Below are 24,504 nucleotides of genomic sequence, written 5' to 3'. Positions count from 1 at the left end.
TGCCCGGCGTGGTGAAGCTCGTACGGCTGGCGCTGACCGCGGCGGTCCTGACCGCGATAGCGGTACGGCTGCGCCGCCGCGCTCGTATGCCTGAGGCGCGGCCGGAACGTCCCGGGCCGGTGCCGGGCCGCCCCACCCGGGCCGACCTGGCCCGCCACCCGGTGCGACGCACGAGGCGGGCCTGGCCCGCGCTGCTCGGCGTCGGCGCCATGGCGGCGGCGGTCCTCGTGTTCGCGACCCAGGTGGCGACGCCGGTCGGGGAGGAGCCGGAGTGGTGGACAACCTTCCGGTCCACCGTCCGCGCGGAGCCGGATGTCCGCGAGCCGGATGTCCGCGAGCCGGATGTCCGCGAGCCGGGTGTTGGCGAGCAGGGCGGTCAGGAGCCGGGTGTGCGCGAGCTCGTCGTCCACGAGTCGGAAGCCCGCGAGTCGGGAGCCCGCGAGTCGGGAGCCCGCGAGTCAGAAGCCCCCGAGTTGGGAGCCCGCGAGTCGGGAGCCCGCGAGTCGGGTGCTCCCGAGTCCGGCGCTCCCGAGCCGGTCGCCGCGACGCCGCCGTCCACCGTGCCGGACCCGGCGTGCCGTCCCGAACGCCGCCCGGTGGCGGTGCGCCCGATCGATCCGAAGGTGAGACGAGCCGTCGACCGGCAGTGGCGGCGCATCGAGGGCTGGCTGAAGGCCCGGGCCCCGCGGACCTACGTCACCCTCGGCCACCCGGGCAGGGCGAGGACGATCGCGATCGCCGAAGCGCAGACGGGCCTGGACTTCCCCGACGACCTGCGCGCGTCGCTGCTGCGCCACAACGGGACCGGAGGCTTCGGGCTGGGGCCCACCGCGCCCTCCTCCGGCATCCGGGAGATCCGCGACCTCTGGCGCGACCTGTGCCGTCTCGACCCAGCGGATGTGGGCCACGAGCCGCGCGAGGAGTGGTGGAACGGCAGGATGATCCCGTTCGCCTACCGTGCCGACATGGGATACGGGCTGATCGACTCGCAGGTGGGCGACGTCGGCTGGGACGACCTGGTCGCGGGCAGGACGTTTCCCGCGATGCCGTCCTACTACGCGCTCCTGCGCGCCACCGCCGACGCCCTGGAACAGGACGGCCAGGTCGGCGGGTGGGTGCCGCGGGTGACCCGAGGCACCCTGCGCTGGACGCCGCAGAGCTGAGCCGCGGCTACCTCTTCGGCGGCACGGGCTTGCCGCCCGGCAGCACCGCGGGCGGCGGGAAGCGCAGCTTGCGGATCTGCAGGGCACGCATCGCGGCGTAGAAGCCGACGCCCCGCAGGCTCTCGCCGGGGTGCTTCTCGGCCACCAGCCGCTTCACCCGCCAGGCCACGTAGATCGAGGTGAACAGGACACCGACCATCATGATCGGCCAGCCGATCGTGATGACGCTGCTCAGCACGAGCGGGCGGATGTCGGCAGGCCACGGGACCCACGTCGCCAGCAGGATGAGCAGGGAGAACGGCAGGAAGTACTGGCTCGGCAGCCGCCGCGAGTCGACCCAGTCACGGGCGAACTTGCGCGCCGGGCCCTTGTCGCGAGCCGGGAAGTAGCGCTCGTCGCCGGCCAGCATGCCCTTGCGGGCCCTCTCGCGCTCGGCGGCCTGCTTGGCGCGGGACTGCCGGTAGGCCTCCTTGCGGTCCTTCGGAGCCGTGACCGGCTGGCGCCTTCTGCTCTCGGCATCTCGGCGCTTGGGTGTGGGACGACCCTTACCCTGGGGCTTAGGATCGTCAATGGGGACGGGGGTGTCGTCCACGGAGGTTTGGGAACGGCGTCGCAACACGATGCCAACCCTACCTGGACTGCAACTTAGTGACGCCCCCGTGCGTTATGCGTAGGGTAATCCCAAGGCGGCTGCGCTGCACTGGGTGAACACCAGCACGACCTAAGAAGGGGACGGCCGACGCGCATGAGCGTGATGAAGAGACTTTCAATGATCTTCAAGTCCAAGGCCAACAAGGCCTTGGACAAGATGGAGGATCCACGCGAGACCCTCGACTACTCCTACCAGCGGCAACTCGAGCTGCTGCAAAAGGTGCGCCGGGGCGTGGCGGACGTCGCCACCTCGCGTAAGCGGGTTGAGCTGCAGATCAACGGTCTTGAGCAGCAGGCCAAGCGCTACGAGGAGCAGGGCCGCAAGGCGCTGTCGGTGGGGCGTGAAGACCTGGCTCGTGAGGCGCTGCAGCGCCGGTCCAATCTGCAGACGCAGATGAGCGACCTGAAGATCCAGCATGACAATCTGCAGGCCGAGGAGGAGAAGCTGACCACGGCCTCCCAGCGGTTGCAGGCCAAGGTCGACTCCTTCCGCACCAAGAAGGAGACCATCAAGGCGACCTACACCGCGGCCGAGGCCCAGACGCGCATCAACGAGGCCTTCTCCGGCATCTCCGAGGAGATGGGCGACGTCGGCCTGGCCATCCAGCGTGCCGAGGACAAGACCGCGCAGATGCAGGCGCGGGCCGGCGCGATCGACGAGCTGCTCGCCAGTGGCGCGCTCGACGACTACAGCGGCACCCGCGGCGACGACATCCAGGCCGAGCTCGACCGCATGGGCGGCGGCATGGACGTCGAGCTGGAGCTGGCCAAGATGAAGGCCGAGCTCGGCCAGGGCCCCGCTCCGCAGGGCGCCATCGAGCCGGGCCAGCAGCAGCAGCAGCCTCAGCAGCAGCAACAGCAGCCCACGCAGCAGCTGCGCCAGCCGGGGGAGGGCGCATGATCGTCAGAATCATGGGCGAGGGGCAGGTGGAGATCTCGGCCGACGACATCGGCGTCCTCAACGAGCTCGACAGCGAGCTCGAGACGGCGATCGAGACCGACGACGAGGAGGTCTTCCGCGACAAGCTGCACGCGTTGCTCGACAAGGTGCGCCACGTGGGCAAGGCGCTGCCCGACGACAGCCTTGAGCCGTCAGAGCTGATCCTTCCCCCCGCGGACGCCTCGATCGAGGAGGTCCGGGAGATGCTGGGCGATCAGGGCCTCATCCCGGGTTAGTCATGAGCTCCCGGTTCGCGTCCGACAGCGGCCTGACCCGTCGCATGGTCATGACAATGTTCCTGCTCGGGCTGCTCTATGTGGTGTTCGTCGGCGTGCTGATCGCTCTGGGCGTTCAGGCGGTGACCGTGCTGCTGATCGCGGGGGTCGTGCTGCTGGTGCAGTACTTCCTGTCCGATCGCATCGCGCTGTTCGCGATGGGAGGGCGGGAGGTGTCGCCGCAGCAGGCCCCCGAGCTGCACGGCATGATCGACCGCCTGTGCGCCATGGCCGACATGCCCAAGCCGCGGGTGGCGATCGCGGATTCCGACGTCCCCAACGCGTTCGCCACCGGCCGTAACCAGAAGAAGTCCGTCGTCTGCGTGACGACCGGCATCCTGCGCCGCCTGGAGCCGCAGGAGCTCGAGGGGGTGCTGGCCCACGAGCTCTCGCACGTCGCCCATCGCGACGTGGCGGTCATGACGATCGCCTCGTTCCTCGGCATCCTCGCCGGGCTCATGACGAGGGTCGCCCTCTACACGGGCCTCGGCAGCCGCCGCGACAACGGACAGGGCGGCCTGCCGATCGGCCTGATCATCATGCTGGTGTCGATCGTCGTCTACGCCGTCAGCTTCCTGCTCACCCGCGCCCTGTCGCGCTACCGCGAGCTGGCCGCCGACCGCGCGGGCGCGTTGCTCACCCAGCGGCCGTCGGCGATGGCCAGCGCCCTGGTCAAGATCAGTGGCGACATGGCCCGGATCCCGACGCGCGACCTGCGCGAGGCCGAGCCGTTCAACGCCTTCTACTTCGCTCCCGCCCTGGCTCCGGGGGCGACCGTGGCCGGCCTCTTCTCCACCCACCCGCCGCTCAACCGCCGCCTCGAGCAACTGGCGAAGATCTCCGCCCAGCTCGGAAGGGGCTGACATGGGCTGGCTCGACGCCCTCTTCGGCCGGTCCAAACCGGTCAAGCCCAACCTCGACGCGCTGTTCGCGCTGCCGTCCGCCGCCATCACCCTGCAGGCCGCCACCGGGCTGGCGCCCACCGGGCTCGGCTCGGTCGCCTTCCGGGCCGCCGAGGGAGGCGCGTTCGCCGCGGTCGAGCGCGACGCGAAGGCCCTGCTCGGCGACCGGGTCGAGGAGTCCGACGACGACTACGGCTACACCTGGCTGCTGGTGCGCCGCCCGCCGGACGCGCTCTCCGACCTGGTGACCGAGCTGCACGCGGTCAACTCCACGCTGGAGGGCGCCGGGTTCGGCCCGTCGCTGCTCTGCTCGCTGGCGTCGTTCACCGACCCCGACGGCCGGCGGCTCGCGATCGTCTACCTCTACAAGCGCGGCACCTTCTACCCGTTCGCCCCGCTGCCCGGACAGCGTCGCGACAACGCGCTCGAACTCCAGGTCAGAGGCGCGCTCGCGACCGAGCTGCCGCTGGAGGAGGATCTTGGGCGATGGTTCCCGGTATGGGGTGCCCCGGGGCTCTGAATGCGCATAGTGATCTAATGATCACGTGGAGCGAAGATTGGTGGCAATTGCGGCTTCCGCGTTCATTGTCGCGGCGGTCCTGTCCAGCGCGTGGGTGACCGGCCAGTTCACCAGCCCGGTGGTGGACCGGATCGACGGCTACGTCAGCGAGCTGGCGGCGCGTGACCAGCCGTGGACGGGCCTGTTCCGGGCCTCCGAGGCACTGACGGGGCTGGCCTGCCTCACCGGGGTGGCGCTCGTGTCCCGGGTGCGGCGCGAGTGGCCGGGCTGGCTGGCGCTCGCCGTCTTCGGCGGCCTCGTGATCATGGGAAGCGTCTTCCCGCTCGACTGCGCCGTGCTGAGCGACCCGGCCTGCGAGCACAGCGCGCTGTCATGGTCGCACCACATCCACTCCGTCGCCGGCGCGCTCTCCACCGTCGCCGCGCTGGCCGTCATGACGCTGCTCAGCCTGAGCTGGCAGACGTGGCCGACCTGGCTCCTCTCGGGACTGTCCCTGGGCGTCACCGCGCTCGCGCTCGCCTCCGCCGCGACCGGCTACCTGGTCGGCCTGGCTCAGCGCGCCCAGGTCACGCTCCTGGCGGCCTGGCTCGTGTACGTCGCCGTCAGGCTCCTCACCACCGACCCCCCGTCCACGTCCGTCGGCTCGTCCACTTCGGGTGGCTCGTCCACGTCCGGTGGCCCGGACACCTCCGAGGAGCCTGTCACCCGTCATGGGCGGGTTGGGCAGGAGGCGCCGGTCACCCGTGCCCGGCCGGTCGGACAAGAAGCGCCGGTCGGACAAGAAGCGAGGGTCACTTGTGCCCGGCCGGTCGGGCAAGAAGCGAGGGTCACTTGTGACTGGCCGGTCGGCTCGAACGGGAAGGGCTCGCCGCACGTGATCGAGCACGGCACGGGACCGGCCGTGCTGATCTCCGCGGGACTGGCGGGCGCCTGGTTCCACTGGGATCAGGTGGCCGGCGAGCTGGCGCGGAGCCACCGGGTGATCCGCTTCGACCGTCCCGGTCTCGGGCTCAGCCCGGCCTCACCCACCCCACTCACCCTGTACGGCGAGGCCGCCCGGCTGGCCGCGCTGGCCCCAGCACATCCCGAGCAGGTCACCGTGATCGCCCACTCGGTGGCCGCCTGGCACGCGGAGGCGTTCGCCCGGCTGCACCCGATGCGCGTCTCCAAGCTGGTGCTCGTCGCTCCCCGCTGCGCAGGCCGCAGGGGGCGCGGCGGCTCGGTGCTGGGAGGTGCGATCGGCCGCTGGCTGCCCGCTCTGGGGGGGACGTGGGGGGCCGCCGCCGTGGCGCGACTGCTGGGTCCGGCCGTCCACCGGCTGCTCACCGGCCTCGACGACCGCGACCGCGTCTACGGCAGCGGCCGGGTGCTGGCCGCGGCGGCGGGGGAGTGGCTGGCCTGCCGCGGCATGGCCGCCGACCTGCGTGTCGTCCGGAGCGATCATCCGATGCCCGACGTGCCGGTGACGGTGATCAGCGCAGGGGCGAAGGACTCGTGCTGGGAACGGCTGGCGGATGAGCTGGACGCCAAGCTCGTCCGCCTGCCCGCCTCCGGGCACCACGTGGAACTCGACGACCCCGGCGCCATCATCGACGCGGTCTGAGTCGCGGTCTGAGTCGCGGTCTGGGGGCACGGGCAGGGGGCGTGAGCTGGCGCGGGTTGAGGCGATGCCTGAGGCGATGCCTGAGGCGATGCCTGAGGCGCGGGCTGGGGCGGATTGGGATGCGGGCTGAGGCGCGGGCCGGGGTGTGGGGGGGACGCGTTGCCCGAAGGAAGCGGTCGCGAAGGGCTGACGTGGGACCGCGCGACCCACCACAATGGCGGCAAAGACGCCGTATTGGGCAAAGACGCCGTATTGGGGGTAGGAATGCCGGACCTCGCCGCCCTGCGGCCAGGGGATCCCGCCTCGGTGGTGGTTTTCGCTACGCGAAGGGGCACACCTTAGCCGTCCTATGATCCCGTGGGGGTGCATGTGAACACCGAGCACGAGCAGATCGCCGTCGACGGCGAGGGCTCCGTCGCCGCCGCGCCCGACGTCATGCGGCTGAGCGCGGGCGTCGAGGTGCGCCGGGCGTCGGCGGGTGAGGCGTTCGCCGCCGTCCGGGCGGCCGCGGCCCGCCTGACCGAGGCCCTGCGCGGGGCCGGGATCGCCGCCGAGGACCTGCGTACGAGCGAGCTGTCGCTGGGTCCCGAGTACGAGGCCTATCCCAAGGTCTCGGCCTACCGGGCGGCGCAGGGCGTCGAGGCGGTGGTGCGCGACCTGTCGCGGGCCGACCGGGTGATCGACACCGTCGCGGGCGTGGGTGAGGAGGCCAGGCTGGGCGGGGTGGCGTTCGAGCTGTCCGATCCCGCCGAGGCGCTCGGCCGGGCCAGGGCCCGCGCGTTCCGCGACGCCGCCGCCAAGGCCGCCCAGTACGCCGAGCTGGCGGGACGGCCGCTCGGCCGGGTGGTCTCGGTGACCGAGGAGGTGCGGGGCGGGCCGCAGCCGATGGCCTACGCGACGCTCGCCGCCGAGTCGCAGGCGTCGGTGAGCCCCGGACGCCAGACACTGTCGGTCGGCGTCCGGGTGGTCTACGCCTTCGGCGAGTAGGCGGCCGCTACGGCAGTGCCAGCATGCGGTCGAGGGCGACCTTCGCCCAGTGCGTGGTGTCGTCGTCGACCGTGATCTGGTTGACCACCTCGCCGAGCGCGAGCGACTCCAGTGCCCACACCAGGTGGGGCAGGTCGATGCGGTTCATCGTGGAGCAGTAGCAGACCGTGCGGTCCAGGAACGAGACGCTCTTGTCGGGGAACATCCCGGCGAGCCGCTTGACCAGGTTGAGCTCGGTGCCGATGGCCCAGCTCGACCCGGACGGCGCGGCCTGGAGTGTGTTGATGATGTGCTCGGTGGAGCCGACGTGGTCGGCCTTCAGCACCACCTCGTGCCGGCACTCGGGATGGACGAGCACGTTGACGCCCGGGATGCGCCGGCGTACGTCGTCGACCGACTCGGCCGTGAAGCGGCCGTGCACCGAGCAGTGGCCCTTCCACAGGATCACCTTCGCGCGTTCGAGCTGCTCGGGCGTGAGGCCGCCGCCGGGGCGGTGCGGGTTCCACACCACGCAGTCGTCGAGCGTCATGCCCATCTCCAGCACGGCGGTGTTGCGCCCGAGGTGCTGGTCGGGCAGGAACAGCACCTTCTCTCCCTGCTCGAAGGCCCATTCCAGGGCCCGGCGGGCGTTGGAGGAGGTGCACACCGCGCCGCCGTTGCGGCCGCAGAAGGCCTTGATGTCGGCGCTGGAGTTCATGTACGTGACGGGAATCACCTGATCGGCCAGGCCGGCGTCCTCCAGCGCCTCCCAGCACTCCTCGACCTGGTCGAACGTGGCCATGTCGGCCATCGAACAACCCGCGGCCAGGTCGGGCAGGATCACCTTCTGGGCGTCGCCGGTGAGGATGTCGGCCGACTCGGCCATGAAGTGCACGCCGCAGAAGACGATGAACTCCGCCTCCGGCCTGGCGGCCGCCTGCCGGGCCAGTTTGAAGGAGTCGCCCGTCACGTCGGCGAACTGGATGACCTCGTCACGCTGGTAGTGGTGGCCCAGCACGAACAACCGGTCGCCGAGCGCCTCCTTGGCCCTGCGCGCCCGCTCCACCAGGTCGGGGTCGGAGGCGGGCGGCAACTCGCCCGGGCAGTCCACGCCTTTCTCGGAGTGCGGATCGGCGTCCTGGCCGAGAACGAAGAGCGGCAGTCCAGTCTGGGTGGCCATGGCCGTACCCCCTTATCGTCGAAGTGACGATTCCCATCATGGCACATGGTCTCCGGTGCTCTATTTCGGGTCGGTGGGGCGGGGAATGTTAGACAGCCCGCCGGTGTTGGTAGCGTCTTAGTAGGACGTCAGAAACAGACAGCCGGGTTAGGGAGTCAGCAGATGACGGTTGAGAGCAGCGAGACCACGACGCAGGGCCTGATCCTGACCGACGCGGCCGCCGCGAAGGTCAAGAGCCTGCTCGAGCAGCAGGGCGAGGAAAGCCTGCAGCTGCGCGTGGCCGTGCAGCCCGGTGGCTGCTCCGGCCTGCGCTACCAGCTTTTCTTCGACGACCGGTCGATGGACGGCGACGTGGTGTCGGACTTCGGCGGCGTGAGCGTGGTCACCGACAGGATGAGCGCCCCCTATCTGATGGGCGCGTCCATCGACTTCGTCGACACGATCGAGAAGCAGGGGTTCACCATCGACAACCCCAATGCCACCGGTTCCTGTGCCTGTGGCGACTCCTTCAACTAGACGGCGTCACGGAGGTCCCGTTCGTCTTTGTGCGGGCGGGACCTTCCCGTATCCTCGTGGGGCTCAACTGGCCTGCTGACAACGAGGAAGAAGAATCCCGTGCGCATCGCCGTCACCGGCTCCATCGCCACAGACCAACTGATGACCTTCCCGGGGAGTTTCGGCGATCAGCTCATCGCCGGGCAACTCGATCGGGTGTCCCTGTCGTTCCTGGTCGACGACCTGCAAATCCGTCGCGGTGGTTGTGCGGCGAACATCTCGTTCGGCATGGGATGCCTGGGGCTGACCCCGATCCTGGTGGGGGCGGTCGGCAACGACTTCGCCGACTACCGCTCGTGGCTGGAGCGCCACGGTGTCGACTGCGCCTCGGTGCACGTCTCCGACAACCACCACACGGCGCGTTTCCTGTGCACCACCGACGACCACCACAACCAGATCGCCTCGTTCTACACCGGCGCGATGGCCGAGGCGCGGCTCATCGAGCTGCGGCCCGTCGCCGACCGCGTGGGCGGGCTCGACCTGGTGCTGATCAGCCCCAACGACCCCGACGCGATGCTGCGCCACACCGACGAGTGCCGCCAGCGCGGCATCCCGTTCGCCGCAGACCCCTCACAGCAGCTGGCCCGCATGGGCGACGAGCAGATCCGCGACCTCGTCGACGGCGCCGCCTACCTGTTCTCCAACGACTACGAGAAGGGCCTCATCGAGCAGAAGACCGGCTGGTCCGACGGAGAGGTCCTGTCCCGCGTCGGCGTCCGCGTCACCACGCTCGGGCCCAAGGGCGCGGTCATCGAACGCGCCGATGAGCCGGCCCTGCACGTCGCCCCCGCCCCCGAGCGGGGCAAGGCCGATCCGACCGGCGTCGGCGACGCGTTCCGCGCCGGGTTCCTGGCCGGTCTGGCGTGGGGCCTGCCGCTCGAACGCTGCGGCCAGATCGGCAACCTGACGGCCACCCACGTGCTGGAGCGCGTCGGTGGGCAGGAGTACGAACTGGGACAGAAGGTCTTCCTTGAGCGGTTCGGCGCCGCCTACGGGGCCGAAGCCGCGGCCGCCGCGCTCCGGAGCGCGGCGGGGAGACGTTCAGGCGCGCGTAGGAGATGTTCAGGCGCGCGCGTAGACGCGGTGCACGAACTCCGCGAGCTGGTCGTCAGGCAGATGCCTGGCCAGGTCGGCCTCGCTGATCATGCCGATGGCGCGGTCGTCCTCCATCACCGGCAGCCGCTTGATCTGGTGCTCCTCCATGAGAGCGAGCGCCTCCTCGACCGTGGTGTCGGGCGACGCCCAGACCAGCCCGAGTGCCAGGTCGCTGGCCCGTACGCTGGCCGGGTCGTGTCCCTCGGCCACGCACCTGACCACGATGTCGCGATCGGTGATGATCCCCGTGACGCGGCCGTCGACGTCGCAGACGGGCAGCGCGCCCACGTTGCTGTCGCGCATCAACTGCGCGGCCCGGTCCAGTGTCTCGTGCGCGGGAATGCATTCCGCGCCTGGGTGCATCAGGTCGCGGGCGGTCTCGTGTGGATGTCCGGTGGTCATCTGCTTTCCCCCTGGAAGTCGGAGATGTCCCCGAGAAGTACTACCCAGATCGGACGGCATGCCACGGAGGCCGGGTTTCAGTAGTTGCGCCGCACGTGGATGGCCCAGCCGCCCCCGGGCAGCTCGTAGGAGCCCACATGGCGGTGGGACTTGAGCCGGCACCAGGCAGGGACGTCCGTATAGGCGGCGGGGTCGTCGGCCAGGACCGAGACCACGGCGTTGAGCGGCACGTGGTTGATCCGCTCCGCGAGCATGATGATCGGGATCGGGCACTTCTTCCCGAGTGCGTCGATCGTCAACACCGGCTGAGAAATCTCTGTCATGCGACTCCTGCGTCCTGGCGGATCCGCCGCACCAGCTCGGGCAGCACGGCGAGAAACCTGTCGACCTCCGCCGCGGAAGCGCCCCTGGGCAGTGAGACCCGGACATTCCCATGGGTGAGCACGCCCATCGCCTCCAGAACGTGCGATGGACGAAGCGTACTAGCGGTGCACGAACTTCCGGACGATACGGCGAACCCGGCCTTGTCCAGCTCGGTCAGCAGCGCCTCGCCGTCGACGTAGAGACAGGAGAACGTCACGATGTGCGGGGCCCGGTCGACGGGATCGCCGATCACCTCCACATCGGGGACGATCTTGGGTACGGTCTCCCGGATCCTGTCGACCAGGGCGGAAAGGCGCGAGCACTCCTGCGCCGCCTCTGCCGTCATCGCCCGCAGGGCCGCCGCGGCCGCGACGATGCCCGGCACGTTCTCGAACCCTGGGACGCGGCGGCGCTCGCGCTCGTCCTCCGGCAGGAACGAGCGGAACCGGGTGCCCTTGCGCACCGCCAGCACGCCCACCCCGGCGGGGCCGCCCCACTTGTGGGCACTGGCCGTCAGCACCGACCAGCCGGGCGGGATCGGCATCCGGCCCGCCGTCTGCGCGGCGTCCACCAGGAGCGGAACCCCGTGCCGCCGGCAGACCTCGGCGGCCTCGGTCACCGGCTGTAGCGTGCCGACCTCGTGGTTGGCCGTCTGCAGGCAGGCCAGGGCGGTGTCCTGCCTGGCCACGGCCGCGGCGAAGGCGTCGAGGTCGACCCGCCCGCTCAGGCTCACGCCCACGGTCTCGACCGTGCCGCCGTCGCGCTCGTGCACACCGGCGGCGTGCAGCACGCTGGAGTGCTCGACCGCGCTCGTCACCAGATGGCGCCCGGCCCTTCGCCTGCCGTGTAGGGTGCCGAGGACGCCGAGATGCACGGCCTGGGTGCCCGAAGAGGTGAACGAAACCTCGTCGGCGCGCGCGCCGAGCGCCTCGGCCACCTCCGTGCGGGCCTGCTCCAGCAGCAGGTGAGCACGGCGGGCCTGGTTGTACAGCCTCGCGGGGTCGGCCCAGCCGACGTCGATCGCCGCCAGGAGCGCCTCGCGCGCCTGGGGGTGAAGCGGCTCGGTCGAGGCCGCGTCGAAGTACGCCACGAGACCTATGGTCCCACTCGCGGCGCGCCATCGAGGGGGCGCGCGGAAGGGCGGGGCCCTTGCGCGCTAATGTGTCAGCAATCAGCTGTGCATTTGGAAATACGAGCGCCCAAGAGTGACTCTTGGGCTTCACTTGTGGGGTAGGCGATCCGTGAGTCCGACTCGCCGTTCGACACGGCGTTCGTTGGCCCGGCGCGGAGTGCCGCGCGCCGCCGTTTTGGCGTTGCTGCTGGCCTCCGTTACGGCGTGTGCTAATGACATTCCCGAGGCCGACTGGTCCCGTGGCCTCCTTCCGGACCACATCACCACTCAAGGTGGCCTGGTCCAGAATCTGTGGAACGGTGCCTGGATCGCCGCACTCGCCACAGGTGGCGTGGTCATCGCGCTGATCGTGTGGGCGTGCATCTTCCACACCAAGCGCCGGGCGAAGGCGGAGCTTCCGCCGCAGGTTCGTTACAACCTGCCGATCGAGATGCTCTACACCTTGGTCCCTCTCGTCATGGTGTCGGTGTTCTTCTTCTTCACCGCCCGCGACAGCCGTGACCTGGAGGTGCTCTCCGGCGCACCGGATGTCAAGGTCAAGGTCGAGGCGTTCCAGTGGAGCTGGCGCTTCACCACGACGGTCGACGGCAAGACGCTGAAGCCCGTCGTCGGCCAGCCGGTCAGCGACTACACCGCCGGTCCTCAGCTGGTCCTGCCGGTGGGCAAGAAGATCGAGTTCGAGCTGGAGTCCCCCGACGTCATCCACTCCTTCTGGGTGCCGGAGTTCCTGTTCAAGCGGGACGTCATCCCCGGCATCCCCGAGAACAACAAGGGCCGCAAGTTCGAGATCACCACGCTCGACAAGCCCGGCACCTACGCCGGCCGCTGCGCCGAGCTGTGCGGTGTCGACCACAGCCGGATGTTGTTCAACGTGAAGCTCGTCAAGCAGGCTGAGTTCGACCAGTACATCGCGACCCAGGCTGGAAGTGCCCAGTGACCGCCATCCAAGAACCACTCGCGACGACGGCCAGGCCCACTCCCAAGGGCCGGGTGATCGCCAAGTGGCTGTCCTCCACCGATCACAAGATCATCGGACACCTCTACCTGATCACGTCCTTCGTGTTCTTCCTGATCGGCGGCATCATGGCGCTGGTCATGCGTGCCGAGCTGGCCCAGCCGGGGCTGCAGTTCACCAGCAACGAGCAGTTCAACCAGCTGTTCACCATGCACGGCACGATCATGCTGCTGATGTTCGCGACGCCGCTGTTCGCCGGCTTCGCCAACGAGCTGATGCCGCTGCAGATCGGCGCGCCCGACGTGGCGTTCCCCCGGCTCAACATGGTGAGTTACTGGCTCTACCTGTTCGGCAGCATCATCGCGGTGTCGGGCTTCTTCACCCCCAACGGCGCAGCCTCCTTCGGCTGGTTCGCCTACGCCCCGCTGTCCGACTCGATCTACTCGCCGGGTCTGGGCGGTGACCTGTGGATCATGGGTCTGGCGCTGTCCGGCCTCGGCACGATCCTCGGCTCGGTCAACTTCATCACCACGATCATCTGCATGCGGGCGCCCGGCATGACGATGTTCCGGATGCCGATCTTCACCTGGAACGTCCTGCTGACCAGCATACTCGTGCTGATGGCCTTCCCGGTGCTGGCCGCCGCGCTGCTGGCGCTGGAGGCCGACCGCAAGTTCGGCACCCACATCTTCGCCATCGACAACGGCGGGCCGCTGCTCTGGCAGCACCTGTTCTGGTTCTTCGGCCATCCAGAGGTCTACATCATCGCGCTGCCGTTCTTCGGCATCGTCACCGAGATCCTGCCGGTGTTCAGCCGCAAGCCGATCTTCGGTTACATCGGCCTGGTCGGTGCCACCATCGCGATCGCGGGCCTGTCCATCACGGTCTGGGCGCACCACATGTACCCGACCGGGCAGGTGCTGCTGCCGTTCTTCTCGTTCATGACGTTCCTCATCGCGGTGCCGACGGGCGTGAAGTTCTTCAACTGGATCGGCACCATGTGGCGGGGCCATCTCAGCTTCGAGTCGCCGATGCTGTTCTCCATCGGCTTCCTGGTGACGTTCCTGCTGGGCGGTCTGACCGGTGTGATCCTGGCCTCGCCGCCGCTCGACTTCCACATCAGCGACACCTACTTCGTCGTCGCCCACTTCCACTACGTGGTGTTCGGCACGGTGGTGTTCGCGATGTTCGCCGGGTTCTTCTTCTGGTGGCCCAAGTTCACCGGCAAGATGCTCGACGACCGGCTGGGTAAGGTCCAGTTCTGGCTGCTGTTCGTCGGCTTCCACGCGACGTTCCTCATCCAGCACTGGCTCGGCGTGCTCGGCTTCCCGCGCCGCTACGCCGACTACAGCGCGATCGACGGGTTCACCGACCTGAACATGATCTCCTCGGTCGGCGCGTTCGTGCTGGGAGCCTCGACGCTGCCGTTCTTCTACAACGTCTGGAAGACCTGGCGCACCGCGCCCAAGGTCACCGTCGACGACCCCTGGGGCTTCGGTGGCTCGCTCGAATGGGCGACCTCCTGCCCGCCGCCGCGGCACAACTTCACCTCGCTGCCGCGCATCCGGTCCGAGCGTCCCGCGTTCGACCTGCACTATCCGCATATGTCCGCCAAGTCCGCCCAGGAAGTGGAGGCCTGATGAGGGTTCAGGGTTGGCTGTTCCTGCTGTGCGGCCTGTTCTTCGCCGGAGTCGACGTCGCCTACTGGTTCTGGACCAAGGCCGACACGGGAGTCGGTGAGCCGGTCGGCACCACGGCGATGGCCATTTCGGTCGGCTTCGCCTTCATGATCGGCTACTACCTGATGTTCACCGCCAGGCGCATCGGTGACCAGCCGGAGGACAACAAGCAGGCCGAGATCAGCGACGGCGCCGGTGAGATCGGCTTCTTCAGCCCCAGCAGCTGGTGGCCGCTGTTCCTCTGCCTGGCGGCGGCCTTCGCCTTCGCCGGGTTCGTGATCGGCCTCTGGATGTTCCTGATCGGCCTGTTCGCGATCATCATGGCCATGATCGGGTTCGTGTTCCAGTACTACCGGGGCAACTTCTCGCACTGAGCCGCACCGCCGAAGCGGGTGTCCTCCTTTGTGGAGGTCACCCGCTTTTTGGCGATCTTTACCAGAACGCGGATGTGACGAATCGATCACGCAGGGTAATAGTGGAGGTAGAACGGATGTAACGGGACGGGGGAGTGACTCATGGGGCGTCTAGCACATGGATCTGCCGGTCTGCTTGCCCTGTCGCTGCTTACGGCGTGTTCGACGAGCATCAGCGCGGCCGAGGAGGCCCGCAAGGCCGCGGTCCCGGATGCCTCGGCGAGTGTTTTCCCCTTCGACAAGTCCAGAAATGTGCCGACAGACCAGACGGTGGTCGTCGCGGCGTCCGGTGGCACACTCAAGAGTGTCCGCGTCACGGGCAAGCAGGGCGGCCTGCCGGGCGTCCTCAGCGCCGACGGCACCCGCTGGCGCAGCAGCGGCACCGCCAAGCCGGGCAGCACCTACACGGTCACCTCCGTCGCGGTCAACGCCGACGGCAAGGAGAAGCAGACGTCCACCACCTTTTCCACCGTCAAGGCGACCAAGCTCTTCGACATCGCGCAGATCACCCCCAACAAGTACGACACCGGCCTGACGGTCGGGGTCGGCATGCCCATCATGATCGCCTTCGACCAGCCCGTCACCGACCGGGTGTCGGTCGAGCGCAACCTCGTCGTGCTCACCTCCAAACCGGTCCACGGCGCCTGGCACTGGTTCGACGACAAGCACGTGGACTTCCGGCCCGCCGAATACTGGCCCGCCCACACCAAGGTCCGCGTGGAGGCCCATCTGGCGGGAGTGCGCGGCGGCGACGGCCTGTACGGCAAGCGCGACGTCAAGCTCGACTTCAAGATCGGCCGTTCGCAGATCACCAAGGGCAGCACCAACAACCACGTCCTGGTCGTCAGGCGCGACGGCAAGGAGATCCGCACGATGCCGATGAGCGCCGGGCAGGGCGGGGCGTGGAAGTACTACACGACCTCCGGCGTGCACCTGGCCATGTCACGGGAGCCGGTGACCGTCATGACCTCGCCCGGGATCGGCCCGGGATCGGCCGGCTACTACCAGCTGACGGTCTACAACACGGTCCGCATCTCCAACAGCGGCGAGTACGTGCACAGCGCGCCGTGGTCGGTGGGGGCGCAGGGCAACTCGAACGTCAGCCATGGGTGCGTCAACATCAGCCCTGAGAACGCGGCCTGGTTCATCAAGAACACGCTGATCGGGGATCCGATCATCATCACCGGCTCACCTCGGCCGCTGGAGCCCACCAACGGATGGGGGCACTGGCAGGAGAACTGGAAGCAGTGGCTGCAGTGGAGCTCCATCAAGGACGGCCCCACGATGGAGTTCTGAACCCCGCCCCCTGAGCCGTAGCGGCGTGGTCTCAGGCGGAGCGCAGGGAGCGGCTGACCTCGACCCAGCGGTCGAGGGTGGAGGCGGCACGGCCGGAGTCGATCGCCTGGACCGCCCGGGCGTAGCCGTCGATCATGGCCGAGTCGAGGTCGTCCGCCGGCCCGTCGAGGGCCACCAGGGCCGCGGCGGTGTTGAGCAGGACGGCGTCGCGCACCGGGCCCGTCTTGCCGCGCACCAGGTCGTGCACCGCCTGGGCGTTGAACGCCACGTCGCCGCCCCGCAGGGCGCCCGCGTCGGCCCGGGGGATGCCCAGCACGGTCGGGTCGAACACGGTCTGCGTGGCCGCGCCGTCCCTGACCATCCACACCGTGGACGTGGTGGCGATCGTGAGCTCGTCGAGCCCGTCGTCGCCGCGGAACACCAGCGCCGACACCCCGCGCTCGGCGAAGACGCCCGCGAGCACCGGCAGCATGGCCTTGTCGTAGACGCCGATGGCCTGGGCGGCGGGGCGGGCCGGGTTGGTGAGCGGGCCGAGGAAGTTGAAGACGGTCGGCACGCCGATCTCTTTGCGCGGCGGGCCGGCGAAGCGCAGGGCGGGGTGGTAGACCGGGGCGAAGCAGAAGGCGATGCCCGCCTCGCGCGCGACCCGGGCGGTCTGCTCGGGGGTGAGGTCGAGGTGGATGCCGAGGTGCTCCAGGACGTCGGCGGCGCCGCACGAGGAGGAGGCGGCCCGGTTGCCGTGCTTGACCACGCGGGCGCCCGCGGCGGCGGCCACGATGGCGGCCATGGTCGAGACGTTGACCGTGTGGGCGCGGTCGCCGCCGGTGCCCACGATGTCGACGACGGGGCCCTCGACGTGCAGCGGCGTGGAGAACTCCAGCATGGTGCGGGCCAGGCCCACCACCTCGGCCACGGTCTCGCCCTTGGCGCGCAGCGCGATCGCGAAGCCGGAGATCTGGGCGGGCGTCGCGGAGCCGGACATGATCTCGCGCATCGCCCAGGCGGTCTCGTCGGCGGTCAGGTGCTCACCGGAGAGGAGAGCCGACAGCAGGGCTGGCCAGGTCGTCCGGGCATCCACGGAAGGCACCTACTTAGCGTTGAGTCGGGTCGAGTTGCGGCGGCGCATGAGGTCGGCGACGGCGTCGGCCAGCACCATGGGCTCGAGCGGCTGCGGGACGACGGCGTCGGCCTTGGACCATTCGGCCAGCCAGCGGTCGTCGCGCCTGGCGATGATCAGGCAGATCGGCGGGCAGTCGTAGACTTCGTCCTTGGCCTGCCGGGCGACGCCCATGCCGCCCGCGGGCTGGGTCTCGCCGTCGAGGACGGCGACGTCGATCTCGCCGGAGCCCAGCCACTGGTGCGCCTTGGGCTCGGTGGCGCACTCTACGATCTCCACGAGGGGGACGTCGGCGGCGGGCCGCCGGCCGATCGCGAGCCGTACCTCCTCACGGGTGGCGGCGTCGTCGCTGTAGACGAGGACCCTCATCGTGTCGTCGGTGCTCACGGTCGCACTCACTATCGGTCGTAGCTGTATGGTCACCAGGATCGTACCGGTGCTCCGGCGTGCAATCCCAGACCGCTGTCCCTGGTGGGGGTTTTATGCCGATTATCGCAGGTTGATCGCCGGTTTGTTCCCTCTAACGGGGGGTCGTGCGCCGGACCGACCACCAGAGCCGCAATAATGCTGCTCGTGGCGACAGCATCCGCAATTACTTCGACGACGACAGCACACTTGTCCCGCAGACCCAACCTGGTCAGCGTAGGGACGATCGTCTGGCTGTCCTCTGAGCTCATGTTCTTCGCGGCGCTGTTCGCGATGTACTTCACCATCCGGTCGGTGAGTGAGGGGCAAGGCCTCGAGTGGGGGCCCGCGCTCCTGCCCCAGGGCGCGTCCGCTGAAGGAGCCGCTCACCTGAACATCCCGTTCGCGACGGTCAACACGACCATCCTGGTTCTGTCGAGTGTGACGTGCCAGCTGGGCGTGTGGGCCGCTGAGAAGGGACAGGTCGGCAAGCTCCGCTTCTGGTACATCGTCAGCTTCCTGATGGGCTCGGTCTTCATCGCGGGTCAGCTGTTCGAGTACTACGAGCTGGCGAGCGCGGGTGCGACTCTGTCCGCCAACGCCTACACCTCGGTGTTCTACCTGACGACGGGCTTCCACGGCCTGCACGTGACCGGTGGCCTGATCGCGTTCCTGTTCATGCTGGGACGCACGTACGCCGCGAAGCGCTTCACGCATGAGCAGGCCACCAGCGCCATCGTCGTGTCCTACTACTGGCACTTCGTTGACGTCGTCTGGATCGGTCTTTTCGCGACCATCTACATTATTCGTTAAGGAACGGGATCTCTGTGACTAGGATCACCGCTTGGCGGCGGCATCCCCTCGCGAGATACGCCGTCCTGATTTTGGCGTTGGCGCTGGTCGGGATGGTATACACCGCCTTTATCCAGGCGAGCAGGCCTGCCGACGCGGCACTCGCGTCCGGCAAGGTCGATGATGTGGCAAAGGGAAGGAGCCTGTTCGAGGCCCATTGCGCCAGTTGCCACGGCCTCAACGCGCAGGGCACCTCCACGGGGCCCACGCTCATCGGCGTGGGCGCGGCGGCCGTCGACTTCCAGGTGAGCACCGGCCGCATGCCGGCCGCCAACCCCGGAGCCCAGGCGCCCCGCAAGCCGGTCGCCAAGTGGGTCACCGACGAGAAGATCCGCCAGCTCGGCGCCTACGTGCAGTCGCTCGGCGGCGGCCCGCAGGTGCCCGGCAAGGAGCAGGTCGACCCGGCGAAGGGTGACGCGGGCAGGGGCGGTGAGCTGTTCCGCGCCAACTGCATCCAGTGCCACAACTGGGCGGGCGCGGGCGGTGCGCTGACCCTGGGCAAGTACGCGCCCAACCTCAACGACGCCTCGCCCACGCAGATCTACGAGGCGATGATCACGGGTCCACAGGCCATGCCGGTCTTCAACGACACGACGATCACGCCCGAAGAGAAGCGCAGCATGATCGCCTACATCACCCAGGTCCGTGAGCAGCGAGACCCGGGAGGCTTCGGCCTGGGGCGGATTGGCCCCGTGACCGAGGGTCTCGTAGGCTGGATCGCAGGCATCAGCGCCCTGGCTCTCGCCGCCATCTGGATCACCGCGAAGAAGCGACAGAAGTCATGACTGACAACGAGCACGAGATCGAGCAGCCGGACGAACGCGTACCCAAGCGCGTGATCGGCACCCCCGCGCCGGGCACCTCGATGCTCGGCGACGAAGTCCCCGTCGTGGAGGAGGGTGACGTCCCGGGCGTCACGTTCCAGGACGAGCACAAGGCGAGCAGGGCCGAGAAGATCGTGGCGCTCTGCTTCACGGTCACGTTCCTGGCCGCGATCGCCTTCATCATCTCCTACGTGGTGTTCCAGGTCGGTGACCCCGAGTCGACCGGCACGTCCAACCTCGCGCTCGGCGGCACGCTGACGATCGCGCTGCTGGCGCTGGCCTTCGGCATCGTGGTCTGGGTCCGCCAGATCATGCCGAAATACACCTTGATCCAGGAGCGCCACGCGATGGCCTCCGACGAGGACACCCGCGAGAACGTCGCCGACACGTTCGTGCAGGGCGCGAGGGAGAGCGGGTTCGTCAAGCGCCCGCTGCTGCGCCGCACCCTGCTGCTCGCCGCCGCGCCGCTGGGCCTGCTCCCGCTGGTGCTGCTGCGCGACCTCGACAACTCGAAGATGCCCGCCGCCAAGTTCAACGAGACGCTGCGCCACACCGTGTGGGGCGAGAAGACCAAGGAGGGCAAGCCGCTTCGACTCCTCGTCGAGGGCACCGGCCAGCCCATCCGCGCGGCCGACTTCAACTCGCCCGGCGGCATCCTGTCGGTCGTGCCCGAGGGCTACGAGCACGACCTCAACGCACTCGCCAAGGCCACCCTGATCCTGATCAAGTTCAGGCCCGACGAGATCAAGTCGGGCACCAACCGCAACTGGACGCACGACGGCATCGTGGCCTATTCGAAGATCTGCACGCACGTGGGCTGCCCGGCGGCCCTCTACGAGCAGACCACCCACCACATCCTCTGTCCCTGCCACCAGTCGACGTTCGACGCCGCCGACGGCGCCAAGGTCATCTTCGGTCCGGCCGCCCGGCCGCTGCCGCAGCTGCCGATCTCGGTCGACGATCAGGGGTTCCTCATCGCCCAGGGGGACTTCAACGTGCCGGTCGGCCCCAGCTACTGGGAGCGCGGCGACGCCGAGGCGGAGGCCAGGTCCAAGGGAGGCCACGCATGAGTGACCTGACAGCGGTCCCCAAGGCCATCGGCGGTCCGTCGAGCTACCTCGACGACCGTCTCGGAGCAGGCAACTTCCTCAAGCGCAACCTGCGGAAGGTCTTCCCCGACCACTGGTCCTTCCTGCTCGGCGAGATCGCCCTCTACTCGTTCATCATCCTGCTGCTGACCGGTACGTTCCTGACGTTCTGGTTCCAGCCCAGCATGAGCGAGGTCGTCTACGACGGCTCCTACGCGCCGCTCAAGGGCGTCATGATGTCCCAGGCCTACGCGTCGTCGCTGGAGATCAGCTTCGACGTCCGCGGCGGCCTGCTGATGCGGCAGATGCACCACTGGGCCGCCCTGATGTTCGTGGCCGGCATGATGGTGCACATGCTCCGGGTGTTCTTCACCGGCGCCTACCGCAAGCCGCGCGAGCTCAACTGGGTCATCGGTGTCCTGCTGCTGACGCTGGCGCTGGCCGAGGGCCTGACCGGCTACTCCCTGCCCGACGACCTGCTCTCCGGCGCGGGGGCGCGGATCACCCAGGGAGTGATCATCTCCCTGCCGCTGGTCGGCACCTACCTCTCGTTCTTCCTGTTCGGCGGCGAGTATCCAGGCACCGATATCATCGCCCGGTTCTACTCCCTGCATATCCTGCTCATCCCGGGCATCCTCCTGGCGCTCATCTCCGCCCACATGGTCCTCATGTGGGTGCAGAAGCACACCCAGATGCCCGGCAAGGGCCGCAACAATCGCAACGTGGTCGGCGCACCGTTCTACCCGGCCTTCATGGCCAAGGCCGGCGCCTACTTCCTGTTCACGTTCGCGGTGGTCGCGGGGCTGGCGACGTTCGCCCAGATCAACCCGATCTGGCTGTACGGCCCCTACACACCGGCGGACATCTCGGCGGGTTCGCAGCCCGACTTCTACATGGGCTTCCTCGAAGGCTCGCTGCGACTCATGCCGGCCTGGGAGATCAACCTCTTCGGCACGGCCCACGCGGGCACGCTGCCACTGAGCGTGATCATCCCGGCGTTGGTGCCGATGGGCATCATCATGACCGGCCTCGCCCTCTATCCGTTCATCGAACAATGGATCACGGGCGACCGGCGTGAGCACCACGTCGTGGAGCGTCCCCGCAACAACCCGCACCGCACCTCGATCGGCATGGCCGCCATCACGTTCTACGGCGTGCTCTGGCTGCTCGGCGCCAACGACGAGCTCTCGGCGTTCTTCCACATCAGCCTCAACTGGACGACCTACATCGGCCGCGTGCTGGTGATCGTCGGGCCGGCGCTGGCCTACGTCATCACCTACCGCATCTGCCTGGGCCTGCAGCGTTCCGACGCCGCGGTCATCTCGCACGGTGTGGAGTCCGGCGTGATCAAGCGCCTGCCGCACGGTGAGTTCATCGAGGTCCACACGCCGCCCGCCGAGGACATCGAGGCGCACCTGCGTGGCAAGCAGCCGGTGCCCATGCTCGCGGTCCGCGAGGACACCTCGGGCATCCCGCCCAAGGGGATGCGCGGTCCGCTCGGCAAGCTGCGTGCCCTCATGTCCAAGGCGTACGGTGGCGAGAAGATCCCCCTCGACGAGGGTCACCCTCACGAGGAGATCGAAGAGCGCGCCGCCGTCGGCTCGCTGCGTCGTCTCCAGCCAGGTGCGCGGGGCCGCCCGCGATGCTTGCCGGCCTGTCCCATGCCCAGCCCATTCGTCGGCCCGCCACCAGGTGCGCGACTGTGGGTCGGCCGCCGGTATCCACGTGGTGCCCGAGGGCTTGAGGTGACGAGCGAGCGCGGCCGGGGTCTGGCGGTCGCGTAGTCGCCGGTGCGGGCGCATCGCGCGAGAGGGCAGCCGGTGGCCGTGCGGGAGGATCTCGCCGGGTGGCGCCGGGGTGGCGCGGGCGATGGCCGGTGTCAGACGGTGGCCGGTGTCAGTCGGATTCGGCGAAGCCGATGGAGAAGGCCGCGTCGAGGTCGTGCTTGGAGTAGGTGCGGAAGGCGATGTGGGTCTCGGTGTGCAGGACGCCGGGAACCTTGTTGAGGCGGCCGGGGATGACCTCGGCGATCTGCTCGTAGGCGGCGACCCGGACCATGGCCAGCAGGTCGTATTCGCCGGTGATGGAGTAGACCTCGCTGACCCCGTCGATCTCGGCGATCGTCTGCGCGACCTCCGGAATCCGGTCCACTTCGGCATTGATGTGAACGATAGCCGTGACCATGGCCCAACCCTATCGGTTCGCCGCGGGCCTCGCCCATCTCGGTGGCCCGCAGGGCAGGTCAGCGGAAAGGGCGGCGCTCGCGGGAGCGGGTGGCGAGGGGCCGGTAGGCGAGGTCGATGCGGGCCTTGTGGCGGGCCGCGCCGTGGGCGGGCAGGCTCCACTCGCCGTCGACCTCGACCAGCCGCACGCCCGGTGACTCGAGCCAGCGCAGGATGCACTCGGTCTCCTCGGCGCTGGCCGCGTGGACGGGGCCCGGGCCGGGGATGACGGCCTCGGCGGTGGCGACCAGTGACTCGACGTAGGGCGTGGGGTGGGCGCCCCTGGGCATGACGCCGGCGGCGGTGAGCCGGCCGTATCTGACGACGTGGATGTCCCAGCCGCCGTCGAACGCCGGGCTGGCGGCGATGAGCTGGGGGATCCTGGTGATCGCGGTCAGCCGCTGCATGCGGGCGGCCGCGCGGACGAAGGCCGCGAGCCGGTCGCGGTCGACCGAGGCCTCTTCGTAGCGCTGCTCCACCGACAAGCGTTCCATGCGGGCCGACACGGCCGAGAAGACCGGCGAGGCGTCGAGCGTCATGGCGCGGCGGGCGTTCTCGGCGTGGACCGCGTAGTCGGCCTGGCTCTCCAGGCCCGCGCAGGGGGCTCCGCAGCGGCCCATCTCGAGCAGGGCGCAGGCCGAGCGGCGGGTGCGCAGGGTCACGGGCTGGGTGCACTGGCGCAGCGGCACCGCCTCGTGCAGCGCGATGCGGGCGTCGTCGGCGGCGCGGTTGTTGCCGAACGGTCCGAGATAGGCGGCGCCGTCGTCCTTGATCTCGCGCACGATCGACAGACGGGGGAACGGCTCCTGGGTGAGCTTGAGCCAGACGACCTTCTCGGGAAAGCGGGACCTGCGGTTGTAGCGGGGCTTGGCCCCGCCGATCAGGCGCAGCTCCCTGACCTCGGCCTCCAGGGCGGTGGAGCAGACGATGTGGCGGACCCGGTCGGCGATGCCGATCATCTCGCGGATGCGCGGCCGGGTCTCGCTGGCGGTGAAGTAGGAGCGGACCCGGTTGCGCAGGTTGGTGCTCTTGCCGATGTAGAGGATCTCGCCGCGTTCGTCCTCGAAGAGGTAGACGCCGGGGGAGTGGGGCACCGACTCGGCCAGGTGACGCTTGCGCTGCTGCTCGGGCGTCGGGGCGCGGACGAACGACTTGAGCTCCTCCAGCGTGTGGACCTCGAAGGAACCGGCCCGCTCGATCAGCCCGTGGAGCACGTCGACGGTCGCCCTGGCGTCCTGCAGGGCGCGGTGGCACGGCTCGGTCGCACTGCGGAAGAACCTGGCCAGCGTCGCGAGCTTGCTGTTGGGCGTCTCGTCGCGGGTGAGCACCCGGCGGGACAGGTCGACGGTGTCGACCACCGGGTTGGCCGGCGGTGGATAGCCGTGGGCGGCGCAGGCCGCCTTGATGAAGCGGGTGTCGAAGCCCGCGTTGTGGGCGACCAGCGTGGTGCCGTGGATGAACTCCAGAAAGCTCGGCAGCACGGACTCGATCCGGGGAGCCGCCACGACCATGGCGTCGGTGATGCCGGTGAGCACCGAGATGAACGGCGGGATCGGCCCGCCGGGGTCGACCAGCGTGGAGAACTCGCCCAGCACCTCGCCGCCCCGCACCTTGACCGCGCCGATCTCGGTGATCGTGTGATCGGCGGGCGACCCTCCGGTCGTCTCGAGGTCGAACACCACGAACGTGACGTCACTCAGCGGGGTGCCGAGCTCGTCGAGTGTGCCTTGAACCGCGTCCACGACCCAAGACCATAGAGAGGGAGACCGACAGTTGCGGATTCCGGACAGTTGCGGATTCCGAACGAATCGCTGTTCGCGCCCGACGAACGGGCGGGACGCGGGGGCGCGACGGCTGAGGGGCGTCCGACGGGCCGATCGGCTCGGCGGCGGGGAACCGGCGGGGA

The 24,504-nt window shown here is 69.1% G+C and carries 25 protein-coding genes and 1 pseudogene; 17 read left to right on the top strand and 9 right to left on the bottom strand.

All coding sequences use genetic code 11. From position 1 onward, the window contains the following. The first annotated feature begins 8 nt into the window (after positions 1-8). Positions 9-1,163, top strand: coding sequence for an SMI1/KNR4 family protein (locus tag AB0C16_RS24805; RefSeq protein ID WP_357686285.1), 1,155 nt, complete (start codon positions 9-11; stop codon positions 1,161-1,163). Between the two features lie 7 nt (positions 1,164-1,170). Here the strand turns inward: AB0C16_RS24805 and AB0C16_RS24800 are convergent, their stop codons facing one another. Further along, entirely contained in the window at positions 1,171-1,755 is a 585-nt protein-coding gene (locus AB0C16_RS24800) for a DUF3043 domain-containing protein (RefSeq protein ID WP_357686284.1), read from the bottom strand. A 153-nt stretch (positions 1,756-1,908) separates the two neighbouring features. Between AB0C16_RS24800 and AB0C16_RS24795 the strand changes: the two genes are divergently transcribed. The 6 genes from AB0C16_RS24795 to AB0C16_RS24770 all read left to right on the top strand — a co-directional run bounded on the left by AB0C16_RS24795 (position 1,909) and on the right by AB0C16_RS24770 (position 7,041). Beyond that, the gene (locus tag AB0C16_RS24795; RefSeq protein ID WP_357686283.1) at positions 1,909-2,715 is read left to right on the top strand and encodes a PspA/IM30 family protein; all 807 of its coding nucleotides are present in this window, start codon (positions 1,909-1,911) and stop codon (positions 2,713-2,715) included. Next, positions 2,712-2,990 (top strand): hypothetical protein, encoded by a 279-nt coding sequence (locus tag AB0C16_RS24790; RefSeq protein ID WP_357686282.1) that lies wholly within the window; start codon positions 2,712-2,714, stop codon positions 2,988-2,990. The genes AB0C16_RS24795 and AB0C16_RS24790 overlap by 4 nt, the downstream gene beginning before the upstream one ends. A gap of 2 nt (positions 2,991-2,992) precedes the next feature. Beyond that, the gene (htpX, locus tag AB0C16_RS24785) at positions 2,993-3,892 is read left to right on the top strand and encodes a zinc metalloprotease HtpX (RefSeq protein ID WP_357686281.1); all 900 of its coding nucleotides are present in this window, start codon (positions 2,993-2,995) and stop codon (positions 3,890-3,892) included. A 1-nt stretch (position 3,893) separates the two neighbouring features. Beyond that, the gene (locus AB0C16_RS24780) at positions 3,894-4,451 is read left to right on the top strand and encodes a hypothetical protein (protein WP_357686280.1); all 558 of its coding nucleotides are present in this window, start codon (positions 3,894-3,896) and stop codon (positions 4,449-4,451) included. 40 nt (positions 4,452-4,491) lie between these two features. Further along, positions 4,492-6,054, top strand: coding sequence for an alpha/beta fold hydrolase (locus AB0C16_RS24775; protein ID WP_357686279.1), 1,563 nt, complete (start codon positions 4,492-4,494; stop codon positions 6,052-6,054). 357 nt (positions 6,055-6,411) lie between these two features. Beyond that, on the top strand, positions 6,412-7,041 hold the full coding sequence (locus AB0C16_RS24770; RefSeq protein ID WP_357686278.1) for an SIMPL domain-containing protein: 630 nt from the start codon (positions 6,412-6,414) through the stop codon (positions 7,039-7,041). A 7-nt stretch (positions 7,042-7,048) separates the two neighbouring features. On the opposite strand, the gene nadA is transcribed toward AB0C16_RS24770, so the two are convergent. Beyond that, positions 7,049-8,200: a quinolinate synthase NadA gene (nadA, locus tag AB0C16_RS24765; protein ID WP_357686277.1), complete on the bottom strand. Its 1,152-nt coding sequence runs from the start codon at positions 8,198-8,200 to the stop codon at positions 7,049-7,051. 162 nt (positions 8,201-8,362) lie between these two features. On the opposite strand from nadA, the gene erpA reads away from it, so the two are divergent. Together erpA and AB0C16_RS24755 are read left to right on the top strand one after the other, a co-directional pair. Further along, positions 8,363-8,716, top strand: coding sequence for an iron-sulfur cluster insertion protein ErpA (gene erpA / locus AB0C16_RS24760; protein WP_357686276.1), 354 nt, complete (start codon positions 8,363-8,365; stop codon positions 8,714-8,716). Between the two features lie 99 nt (positions 8,717-8,815). Beyond that, positions 8,816-9,766, top strand: a pseudogene (locus tag AB0C16_RS24755) (carbohydrate kinase family protein); the annotation flags it as partial. A gap of 51 nt (positions 9,767-9,817) precedes the next feature. Here the strand turns inward: AB0C16_RS24755 and AB0C16_RS24750 are convergent. The 3 genes from AB0C16_RS24750 to AB0C16_RS24740 all read right to left on the bottom strand — a co-directional run bounded on the left by AB0C16_RS24750 (position 9,818) and on the right by AB0C16_RS24740 (position 11,705). Beyond that, on the bottom strand, positions 9,818-10,213 hold the full coding sequence (locus AB0C16_RS24750) for a CBS domain-containing protein (RefSeq protein WP_357686389.1): 396 nt from the start codon (positions 10,211-10,213) through the stop codon (positions 9,818-9,820). Between the two features lie 116 nt (positions 10,214-10,329). Continuing rightward, positions 10,330-10,575, bottom strand: coding sequence for a sulfurtransferase TusA family protein (locus AB0C16_RS24745; RefSeq protein WP_357686275.1), 246 nt, complete (start codon positions 10,573-10,575; stop codon positions 10,330-10,332). Then, complete coding sequence (locus tag AB0C16_RS24740; RefSeq protein ID WP_357686274.1) at positions 10,572-11,705, bottom strand: cysteine desulfurase family protein; 1,134 nt, start codon at positions 11,703-11,705, stop codon at positions 10,572-10,574. Before AB0C16_RS24740 ends, AB0C16_RS24745 begins: the two co-directional genes overlap by 4 nt. A 373-nt stretch (positions 11,706-12,078) precedes the next feature. Between AB0C16_RS24740 and AB0C16_RS24735 the strand changes: the two genes are divergently transcribed. The 4 genes from AB0C16_RS24735 (at position 12,079) to AB0C16_RS24720 (ending at position 16,090) form a co-directional block, all read left to right on the top strand. After that, a complete protein-coding gene (locus AB0C16_RS24735; protein ID WP_357686273.1) occupies positions 12,079-12,684 on the top strand; it encodes a cytochrome c oxidase subunit II in 606 nt (201 codons plus the stop codon). Beyond that, positions 12,681-14,342: a cytochrome c oxidase subunit I gene (gene ctaD, locus AB0C16_RS24730; protein WP_357686272.1), complete on the top strand. Its 1,662-nt coding sequence runs from the start codon at positions 12,681-12,683 to the stop codon at positions 14,340-14,342. Before AB0C16_RS24735 ends, ctaD begins: the two co-directional genes overlap by 4 nt. Continuing rightward, positions 14,342-14,755, top strand: a complete 414-nt coding sequence (locus AB0C16_RS24725; RefSeq protein ID WP_357686271.1) for a cytochrome c oxidase subunit 4 — start codon at positions 14,342-14,344, stop codon at positions 14,753-14,755. Before ctaD ends, AB0C16_RS24725 begins: the two co-directional genes overlap by 1 nt. A 291-nt stretch (positions 14,756-15,046) precedes the next feature. Further along, positions 15,047-16,090 carry an Ig-like domain-containing protein gene (locus AB0C16_RS24720; protein WP_357686270.1) on the top strand — a complete coding sequence of 348 codons (1,044 nt, stop codon included), beginning with the start codon at positions 15,047-15,049 and terminating at the stop codon, positions 16,088-16,090. A gap of 31 nt (positions 16,091-16,121) precedes the next feature. On the opposite strand, the gene trpD is transcribed toward AB0C16_RS24720, so the two are convergent. Together trpD and AB0C16_RS24710 are read right to left on the bottom strand one after the other, a co-directional pair. Continuing rightward, positions 16,122-17,168, bottom strand: a complete 1,047-nt coding sequence (trpD, locus tag AB0C16_RS24715; protein WP_357686269.1) for an anthranilate phosphoribosyltransferase — start codon at positions 17,166-17,168, stop codon at positions 16,122-16,124. 9 nt (positions 17,169-17,177) lie between these two features. Then, a complete protein-coding gene (locus tag AB0C16_RS24710; protein WP_357686388.1) occupies positions 17,178-17,576 on the bottom strand; it encodes a hypothetical protein in 399 nt (132 codons plus the stop codon). A gap of 195 nt (positions 17,577-17,771) precedes the next feature. On the opposite strand from AB0C16_RS24710, the gene AB0C16_RS24705 reads away from it, so the two are divergent. The 4 genes from AB0C16_RS24705 to AB0C16_RS24690 are packed head-to-tail and all read left to right on the top strand — an operon-like array spanning position 17,772 to position 22,160. Then, the gene (locus tag AB0C16_RS24705) at positions 17,772-18,425 is read left to right on the top strand and encodes a heme-copper oxidase subunit III (protein ID WP_357686268.1); all 654 of its coding nucleotides are present in this window, start codon (positions 17,772-17,774) and stop codon (positions 18,423-18,425) included. Between the two features lie 14 nt (positions 18,426-18,439). Then, the gene (locus AB0C16_RS24700; protein WP_357686267.1) at positions 18,440-19,249 is read left to right on the top strand and encodes a c-type cytochrome; all 810 of its coding nucleotides are present in this window, start codon (positions 18,440-18,442) and stop codon (positions 19,247-19,249) included. Then, positions 19,246-20,358 carry a Rieske 2Fe-2S domain-containing protein gene (locus AB0C16_RS24695; RefSeq protein ID WP_357686266.1) on the top strand — a complete coding sequence of 371 codons (1,113 nt, stop codon included), beginning with the start codon at positions 19,246-19,248 and terminating at the stop codon, positions 20,356-20,358. Before AB0C16_RS24700 ends, AB0C16_RS24695 begins: the two co-directional genes overlap by 4 nt. Further along, on the top strand, positions 20,355-22,160 hold the full coding sequence (locus AB0C16_RS24690; RefSeq protein ID WP_357686265.1) for a ubiquinol-cytochrome c reductase cytochrome b subunit: 1,806 nt from the start codon (positions 20,355-20,357) through the stop codon (positions 22,158-22,160). Before AB0C16_RS24695 ends, AB0C16_RS24690 begins: the two co-directional genes overlap by 4 nt. 112 nt (positions 22,161-22,272) lie before the next feature. Here the strand turns inward: AB0C16_RS24690 and AB0C16_RS24685 are convergent, their stop codons facing one another. Together AB0C16_RS24685 and AB0C16_RS24680 are read right to left on the bottom strand one after the other, a co-directional pair. After that, a complete protein-coding gene (locus AB0C16_RS24685) occupies positions 22,273-22,560 on the bottom strand; it encodes an Lrp/AsnC ligand binding domain-containing protein (RefSeq protein WP_357686264.1) in 288 nt (95 codons plus the stop codon). 58 nt (positions 22,561-22,618) lie between these two features. Next, positions 22,619-24,340 carry a DEDD exonuclease domain-containing protein gene (locus tag AB0C16_RS24680; protein WP_357686263.1) on the bottom strand — a complete coding sequence of 574 codons (1,722 nt, stop codon included), beginning with the start codon at positions 24,338-24,340 and terminating at the stop codon, positions 22,619-22,621. Between the last annotated feature and the right edge of the window lie 164 nt (positions 24,341-24,504).

The organism is Nonomuraea sp. NPDC048916 (assembly GCF_040649575.1).
Lineage (GTDB): Bacteria > Actinomycetota > Actinomycetes > Streptosporangiales > Streptosporangiaceae > Nonomuraea.
This window is presented reverse-complemented; position numbering and strand designations above follow the sequence as displayed.